At 41.2% G+C, this 8,217-nt stretch carries 6 protein-coding genes and 1 pseudogene; 2 read left to right on the top strand and 5 right to left on the bottom strand.

The window, feature by feature from the left end:
- Window positions 1-3: 3 nt before the first annotated feature.
- From lrgB to ACMZ6U_RS08065, 4 genes and pseudogenes are all read right to left on the bottom strand, one after another.
- A pseudogene (gene lrgB, locus ACMZ6U_RS08080) lies at window positions 4-599 on the bottom strand (antiholin-like protein LrgB); the annotation flags it as partial.
- A 64-nt stretch (window positions 600-663) separates the two neighbouring features.
- Window positions 664-2,268 (bottom strand): CTP synthase, encoded by a 1,605-nt coding sequence (locus ACMZ6U_RS08075; protein ID WP_416107768.1) that lies wholly within the window; start codon window positions 2,266-2,268, stop codon window positions 664-666.
- Between the two features lie 262 nt (window positions 2,269-2,530).
- Window positions 2,531-3,112 carry a DNA-directed RNA polymerase subunit delta gene (gene rpoE / locus ACMZ6U_RS08070; RefSeq protein WP_416107766.1) on the bottom strand — a complete coding sequence of 194 codons (582 nt, stop codon included), beginning with the start codon at window positions 3,110-3,112 and terminating at the stop codon, window positions 2,531-2,533.
- Between the two features lie 172 nt (window positions 3,113-3,284).
- Complete coding sequence (locus tag ACMZ6U_RS08065) at window positions 3,285-4,382, bottom strand: iron-containing alcohol dehydrogenase family protein (protein ID WP_416107764.1); 1,098 nt, start codon at window positions 4,380-4,382, stop codon at window positions 3,285-3,287.
- Between the two features lie 249 nt (window positions 4,383-4,631).
- On the opposite strand from ACMZ6U_RS08065, the gene ACMZ6U_RS08060 reads away from it, so the two are divergent.
- Complete coding sequence (locus ACMZ6U_RS08060; protein WP_416107762.1) at window positions 4,632-5,894, top strand: threonine/serine ThrE exporter family protein; 1,263 nt, start codon at window positions 4,632-4,634, stop codon at window positions 5,892-5,894.
- 27 nt (window positions 5,895-5,921) lie between these two features.
- Here the strand turns inward: ACMZ6U_RS08060 and ACMZ6U_RS08055 are convergent, their stop codons facing one another.
- Window positions 5,922-7,049 carry an NAD(P)/FAD-dependent oxidoreductase gene (locus ACMZ6U_RS08055; RefSeq protein ID WP_416107760.1) on the bottom strand — a complete coding sequence of 376 codons (1,128 nt, stop codon included), beginning with the start codon at window positions 7,047-7,049 and terminating at the stop codon, window positions 5,922-5,924.
- Window positions 7,050-7,142: 93 nt separating this feature from the next.
- Between ACMZ6U_RS08055 and ACMZ6U_RS08050 the strand changes: the two genes are divergently transcribed.
- A complete protein-coding gene (locus ACMZ6U_RS08050; RefSeq protein WP_416107758.1) occupies window positions 7,143-8,162 on the top strand; it encodes an ammonium transporter in 1,020 nt (339 codons plus the stop codon).
- Window positions 8,163-8,217 lie beyond the last annotated feature (55 nt).

The following is an 8,217-nucleotide window of genomic DNA, read 5'->3' as shown; positions in this document are numbered from 1 at the left end:
TTCTTACATTAAAATGCTTCCAAATACGGGGACGACTACGGTAACAATCACACCAACCAGAACGAGAGCAATAGAGGCCATTGAGGCTTCGACTTGTCCCATATCTTGCGCTACAGATGCACCAAGAGAATGTCCTGCCGTCCCAAGAGCGATACCACGCGCAATAGGATCTTTGATTTTAAACCGTTTCAAGAGTGGTTTTGCTAGGGCATAAATAATCACGGCATTCAAGATACAGGCAAGTGAGGTCAATTCTCCTGAACCACCGAGGGCTACTGAAGTTGGCATAGCAATAGCTGTTGTAGCTGCTTGTGGTAACATTAATGCGGTAACTTGACGCCCTAATCCCATGATAGTTGACACCATATAGATACCGTAAACGGCGACGACGCTTTCCAAGGTAATACCACCAACAATTTGGAACCAATATTTTTGAGGACGTCACGTCTTTTATAAAGTGGAATCGCAAAGGCAATGGTAGCTGATTCAAGGAAGAAACTGACATTCTGTCCACCTTTGTTATATTCTTCAAAACTAATACCTGTTGCTAGGAGCGTTGCAATCCCCAAAACCATACCAACAAATAGGGGAGCAAATAAGTCTGAAAGCGATTTTCTTTGAGTCTTATTATAGCATTAATGTTTTCTTAGATTCAACTTTGTTTTAACCGTGATTTTCAACCGCTGCCGTCACAAAGGCTGTGTAGAGCTCTTCAGCGTGGTTTGGACGACTTTGCAATTCTGGGTGATATTGGGCTGCTACAAAGAATTTGTTTTCTGGGATTTCAACGATTTCCATGAGTCGATTATCTGGAGACACACCTGAGAAGACAAATCCAGCTTTTTCAAACTCTTCACGGAATTTGGTATTGAACTCATAACGGTGACGGTGACGACGTTGAACCACTTCTTGATTGTTGTAAGCTGCCGCTGCGTTGGAACCTGATTTCAATTTACATGGATAGAGCCCAAGACGAAGTGTTCCACCCATATCTTCGATATCGATTTGATCACGCATAATGTCAATAATTGGGTAGGGTGTTTCTGGGTCTAATTCTGCTGAGTTAGCCCCTTCCATATTAAGTACGTGGCGAGCAAATTCAACACAAGTCAACTGCATACCGAGGCAGACACCAAGCATTGGAACGTCACTTTCACGCGCATAGCGAATGGCTTGTATTTTACCTTCTGTACCACGTTGTCCAAAGCCACCAGGAACGATGATACCATCAGCATCACCTAGTAATTCTGCAGCATTGTCAGCCGTCACATCATTGGCATTAACCCAGTTAAGATCGATAGCTGAGTTATTGACATAACCTGAGTGCTTAAGGGCTTCAACCACTGATAAATAAGCATCTGGTAATTCAACATATTTTCCAACCAAGGCAATTTTAGTCGTTTTCTTGAGGTTAAGAACCTTGTCAACCATGGCTGACCATTCGCTCATATCTGCTTGTGGGGCATCGATTTTCAAGTGGTTACAAACGATTTGGTCCATCCCTTGTGCCTGCATGTTAAGGGGAACTTGGTAGATATGCTCAACGTCCATAGATTCGATAACAGCTTCTGGAGCCACATCACAAAATTGTGCCAATTTATTTTTAACACCTCGCTCAACAGGTTGTTCTGTACGAATAACCAACATATTTGGCTGAATACCAAGCCCACGAAGTTCTTTAACAGAGTGTTGCGTTGGTTTGGTCTTCATTTCACCCGCAGCTTTGAGATAAGGAAGCAGGGTTGTATGGATATACATAACGTTATCTGAACCCACATCAGCCTTCATTTGACGAAGCGCCTCAAGGAAAGGAAGACTTTCAATATCTCCTACAGTACCACCAACTTCGGTGATAATCACATCTGAATCAGTTGTGGTTGCAGCGCGTTTGATTTTTTCCTTCAAAGCATCTGTAATATGTGGAATGACCTGGACAGTAGCTCCAAGATACTCCCCTTTACGCTCTTTTCGAAGAACTTCACTGTAGATTTTGCCCGTTGTTACGTTTGAGTATTTATTAAGATTGATATCTATAAAGCGCTCGTAGTGACCAAGGTCAAGGTCAGTTTCAGCGCCATCATCTGTCACATAAACTTCACCATGTTGGTAAGGACTCATTGTTCCTGGGTCAATATTGATATAGGGATCAAATTTCTGAATAGTTACTTTGAGACCACGATTTTTAAGCAAGCGACCAAGGCTAGCTGCCACAATCCCTTTACCAATAGACGATACTACACCACCAGTAACAAAAATATACTTTGTCATTAACGAGAAACTCCTTCGTTCTAAAAATAAATAATGACGACAACTAATCTCCTAAGCGAAATCAATTGCGCCAAGCTCACTATATAATAGGGTAGGTTGATGAGAAAAAATAATAGTAAGTCATAGCTAAACTACATCTTTTCTCAATCAAAAAAATAAAAATACTCCCTAGTCATAACTAGGGAGCTTTGTCTGACCTCTAAAGAGGTGCCCATAAACTAATATAAATAAATTTTAGAGATTTGTCAACAGAATGTGATCCTTATTCTTCCGTTTCATCATCGTCTGAAAATTCGTCATCTTCTTCATTTAAATCAACATCTTCTTCAACAACGTCGTCATCAGCGATGATTTCATTTAGCTCAGAATCATATGACTCAACTTCTGATTTTTCATCATCTGGATTTTCATCGTCATATTCGATCGATTCTGTCTCCACAATGTAATCTTCATCTTCTGGATCATCATCGTTGTAGTCGATAGCGTCTTCGTCACCATCCATGAAGGCATTAACACGTTTTTTCTTACGTTTGGGTGCATCTTCGCCTTCTTCTTCAAAGGTAAGGATTTCTTCATCAATTTCATCAATCGCATACCATGAACGAAGACCCCAACGGTTATCCCCCAATGGAATAAAACTTCCATCGATATTCAAATCTGAGTAGAAATATGGGAGTGACTCACGGATTTCAGCATCCGTTTTTCCAAGGTAGACTTGGATCTCATTCACCATGTCGCTGAAATACATTTCGTTATCGCGACCACGTTCTTCTAAAATTGCACGAGCAACTTCAATCATTGAAAGTTCGCTCTTTTCTTGACCAGCAAATACTTCTAATTCCAAGGTCTATTCTCCTTATGTTATCATTCCTTTCTATTTTACGCTAAAAATAGTCTTTCGTCAAAACTTTTATCATGAAATTCTTTACAAATAAATCAATTGTCTCTTTTGATATTATCTATCGCCATTTAACCAAATCCACTTCAATATGGTGTGGAAGTTCTGAGAGTCTCTTTTAGACTGATAGTAAGGTTTGTCCTACCTGATTGGCCTTGAGAACAGCTGCTGTAAAGCGATCTGTTTCAAATAGTGTATGCTTATATTCATTGGTCTCCAGAGCTAGATTAAGCACAGCTGCAATATCACTCTCAGCTAACCCAATCTCAGTTAATGTTACTGGCAATCCAAGAGATTTATTGAAATGAGCCACCTTGCTTAATTCTTCTGTCTCACCAAAGTAGGCATGAAGAACCATGACACCAAAGGCAACCACTGCTCCATGAAGATGCTCATCCTCGCGTTTGACGACTGTCGTTCCATTATAAAAGGCATGGGCATGGCAAGAGTTGAAATAAAAGTCTGGTTGATTGACCAAGTTTGAGGCATAACCTGTAGAGACAAGGATAGCGAGGGCGATTTCCTCAACTGCTTTTGATGGTTTATGGTTTTCAACGTCTTTTAAACCTTCTTGACCATACTCATAAAAAGCATCCTTAGAAGAAAGAGCTACAGCGCGTCCTAGGACACCTGTATGTGATAGAACACCACCTCTTTGTTCATATTCGTAAGCAGCACGCTCAACTTCAGGAGCCTTGGAAATCCCATCACCAATGCCTGCCCAGAAATATTTAACTGGTGCTTCTGCAATCACCTTGGTATTGATAAAAATATGCACTGGCGTTTCAGGGTAGCCATATTTGAGTAGACTGTGGTCATCCTTATAAATAACAGCAATAGCTGTTCCTGCTGAGCAGTTGGAACAAATAGTTGGGAAGGTCATAATATCTTTTCCCAACTCATGAGCCACCATTTTAGCAGTGTCCAGCGCACGCCCACCACCAAATCCGAAGATAATATCAGCACGCGCTACATCGGGATTAGCAACCAGTTTGTCGATATTAGATTGCGTCGAATCCGTCCCATAAATAAACTGCCCCGTCACTTCGTAGCCATTCGCTTCTAGGATTTCTACCACTTGGTCTGCAGAACTGGCTAGGACCTTTTCTCCACCAATGAGCGCTACACTCCTAACATGATAGGACTTCAGAACTTGCGGAATTTCCTGAAAATAATCTACTCCGTAACTATAATTGGACATATTATTGGTTGTCATAGCGCTCTCCTTGAAAAATTATTTTTTAATTATCTAAAAATTCAAAATATTAGCTTCTTCTTATAAAATCAAGGGCTTTTTAAATTTTTTAAAGAATTCTCTTTCAAGCATTGTCAAACGCCTATAGACCTTTTATAATGGTAGATACGATTTGTCCATGATGGGATAAGCCATAAGTGTTAAGGCCATTTCTAAAAGTGATTTGGCCTATACGCTTGCTGTATTTCAAGAAGAGGAGCCTAAGCATAAATGAAACGACGTCCAGTTGCCACCCTAAAAAATGAAATAGATGCTGTTCTCTTTGCAGGACGTATTCTCATGGAATCCGGAGCCGAGGTTTTCCGTATTGAAACCACCATGAATCACATTGCTGATTCTTTGGATATTGAGCAGTTCGAAGTTTACGTAGTCAATCAAGGGATCATCGCTTCAGGCACTAATCAATTGGGTTATCAAGAATCAAAAGTGATGAATGTCAATGAAACGGCCATTGATTTGGGTAAATTGGAAGCTGTCAATGCGCTTTCCAGAAGTTTGTCGAAGAAGAATAAGGTTACTGCTTCGTACATCTTTCATCGTTTACAAGAAATCAACGATAATCCCCTCTACTCTATTTGGACTATTCTAGCTGCCTATTTCTTTGGTGCTGGTGGCTTCTCCCTCGCTCTGGGAAGTTCTCCTATTGATTCTTTCACTGCTGCTATCGCTGGCCTTCTGGCTGGTTGGTTTATCCAAGTGGGCGCTTCCCGTATTCATACGCCATTTTTAACAACGATACTGGCAAGTGCCATCGTCAGTTTATCCGTCAACTTATTTTATTTTCTCGGACTTGGTGAAACGCGAAGCATCATCATCCTAGGTGCTTTGATGATTATGGTTCCTGGGGGATTCTTCGTTAATGCTGTTCGTGAGATTTCCCATAATAATTTCTCAATCGGTTTTACCCTTCTGATGTCAGCCCTGATGACCTGTATTTCTATCTCAGCTGGGGTCGCTGGTATGACGGAAATCCTTCCCTTTGCTGATCAGATGACAGGGACTTTTTCAACTGAGACAGTAACAGCTATCGGTTTCTTGATTAGAACACTAGCGGCAGGCATTGGTACGGTTGCTTTTTCAATCACCTACAACGTTCCTAAACGTTATTTACTAGATATTGGTATCATCGGCGCTATCTCTTGGTTACTCTACATGATTTTGAAAGAAAACTTTGGCATGGATATCGTTGCCGTATTTATCCCTGGACTCTTTGCCACCCTAGTTTCAAAAATCCTAGCTGCTAGACGGAAAACACCTATGACTATTTTCCTATCAACCAGCATGTTCCCTTTGATTCCTGGGTTAAGTTTTTATCGTGGGATTTACTTTATGTTGACGGGATCAAATGAGCTAGCCATGACCCATATGAGAACATCATTTGTAACAGCTTTTGCTATTACCATTGCCATCAGTATTATTCAGCAATTCCCACTATCTCTCTTTAAAAAACGAAAAAAACAAGTTAGCTCCTAAGGAGTTAGCTTGTTTTTTGATACTTCTTTAGCAATCACAACGGACATCACAACAAGATAGGTCATCTAAAGACATCTGATTGTCTTTGTAGAAGTCTAAAACAACTGGGTCTAAAGTCCATTTTTCACGCTTGGCAATCTCCTTAATCACTGGGATAAAGCGTTGGCGGAATTTATAAATGTAACAGAAAATCACATCTTTTTGGCGTAAGCTTGGCCCAATTAGAAAGACATTGTGACACAAAGTTGACTCATCCTTCTCGTTTACCATAGGAATACCGTCTTTAGTGAATTGAAACAAATCATCCCCTAAAATGTTCAAAATACAAGTTCGAAAGCCTGTTGCTAGTACAGGCTGGTGCTGAGATTCAGCATACGTCCCATCATCAAAGCGCACCCGATAGGTACCTGACTCTTTTTCGATTGAAGTTACTGTCTTGTCTTCATATATATGGGCATCCCACACCTTGTTTTTATCAACTTCAGCCAACTTTTCCTGAGTGATCGGCGACAAACGAATACTAGGATCTGGTGCGACTTGAGATTTCCCGAAATCTTCAGTATAAAGCGAAACGCTGTTACCCATAGCAGCTAGACTCGTAAAAGCATCACAACCACTCTCATTGCCACCTAAAACGATAAAAGGATCCTCTGATTGAAGGTAAAAACTATCTACCTCACCATAGTGGATAGCCAAATCCCCACCTTCAATACCTCCACGATAAGGATTTTGAAACTCTCCAGTTGCCATAATCAGATATTTAGCCTGATAGGTGCCACGATTTGTTTCAATCTGATAGCCTTTTTGAGAGCTTGTTATCGAGGTCACTTCGGTCTGCGTTTCAATCCTTAAGTCATAATGCTTAGTCACAAGGTGGAGATACTCTGCGTATTCTCTGCCTGAAAGGTGTTCCTTTTGAAAAGAAAAGGCTGGTGATGTATCAGGTACGACAGCGTTGATATCTGGAAATCCAAAGCCATTTGTCGTAAAGGATGGCGTGATAAAACGTGTGGTGCGTGGCCATTTGAGGAAACTATCACCAATACTTCCTTTCTCTAAAATCAGGTAATCCTCAATTCCTAACTGTTGCAAAGCAGCCCCAAATCCTATACCTGCTGCTCCTGCACCTACAATGATAATTTTATAATCTTTCATTTCTTACTCCTTGACAAGTTAATGTTTTCATCGTAAAATACTTAACCAGTTAACCATATTAACAAATCCACTGAAAAATGTAAAGGAGTAAAGATGTTTCTCTTAATATGCAGCCTTATGATGTGGCTAATGATTTTTGGTCTTGGCCTTATGTACGTTGGTTATCTGTCACCCCGACTAAGTAACCGTATCATGTTTCAATATACTATCACCATGCTTTGGACTAGTTTTCTTTGGATGGCTTTTGCTTATTTTATTAGTTTTCAAGGCCAACTAGATAGTGTTTTTCTCTCGCACCATCTTCCTATAAACCTCATGCTAGACCTTCTTTGTCAGCTCTGCTTCGCCTTATATGCTGTTGGCATGTTGATTGGTGCCACAATTGATCGCACCAAAACTCACCATCTGATTCTTTTAAGCAGTGCTTGGCTCCTCCTAGTTTACTGTCCATTAGCTTATTTGATCTGGAATCCTGCTGGCTGGTTGACTCAGCTAGGTGTGGTCGATTTTTCTGGCGGTCTCGTCGTCCATCTCTCAGCAGGGCTTTCTTCCCTTGTCTTGGCAAAACTTCTAGGAAATACACCTCACGAGCACAGCAACAATCAGCATCTCCCTCTTTATCTCGGTATGCTTTTCATCACCTTTGGCTGGTTTAGTTTCAACATGGCACCTGTTGGTCAGCTCAACAGCAAGAGCGTTCTGATTACCATCAACACCCTGGTCGCTATCATCAGCGGCGGATTAGCATGGAGCCTTCTCGCTAAATGGCATAAGGAGACAAATCTTACGGTAGCCACGCTAAACGGTGTCATTGTCGGACTTGTGACGAGCACTTCGGCTGTCGGCATTGCCAATCCTCTAGAGATGATGCTAATCTGTGGGGCAGCCAGCAGCCTGACCTACCTGATGATGACTTGGATACAAAAGACTCTGTTGCTTGACGATGTGGTCGACTCCTTTGCCATGAACGGACTAGGAGGCTTACTCGGAAGTCTGGGCGTCATCGCCATTGCTCCTGAAACAGCAATTCCCCAAATCATCGGAATCCTTGTGACAATTGTCGTCTCAGTGATAGTTACCATTGTGGTAGGGAAAGTGGTTTTGAGGAAATGAAAAATTCTCCCATTCTGACCAAATGGGAGAATTTTATAGGTTTTCTTCAAAAAAA

The organism is Streptococcus pluranimalium (assembly GCF_047785745.1).
GTDB classification, from domain to species: Bacteria; Bacillota; Bacilli; order Lactobacillales; family Streptococcaceae; genus Streptococcus; species Streptococcus pluranimalium_B.
This window is presented reverse-complemented; position numbering and strand designations above follow the sequence as displayed.

Excerpts from the sequence above, each read along its gene's own strand:
- ACMZ6U_RS08075 (WP_416107768.1), bottom strand. The coding sequence starts at position 2,268 with ATGACAAAGTATATTTTTGTTACTGGTGGTGTAGTATCGTCTATTGGT.
- ACMZ6U_RS08065 (WP_416107764.1), bottom strand. The coding sequence starts at position 4,382 with ATGACAACCAATAATATGTCCAATTATAGTTACGGAGTAGATTATTTT.
- ACMZ6U_RS08060 (WP_416107762.1), top strand. The coding sequence starts at position 4,632 with ATGAAACGACGTCCAGTTGCCACCCTAAAAAATGAAATAGATGCTGTT.
- ACMZ6U_RS08055 (WP_416107760.1), bottom strand. The coding sequence starts at position 7,049 with ATGAAAGATTATAAAATTATCATTGTAGGTGCAGGAGCAGCAGGTATA.
- ACMZ6U_RS08050 (WP_416107758.1), top strand. The coding sequence starts at position 7,143 with ATGTTTCTCTTAATATGCAGCCTTATGATGTGGCTAATGATTTTTGGT.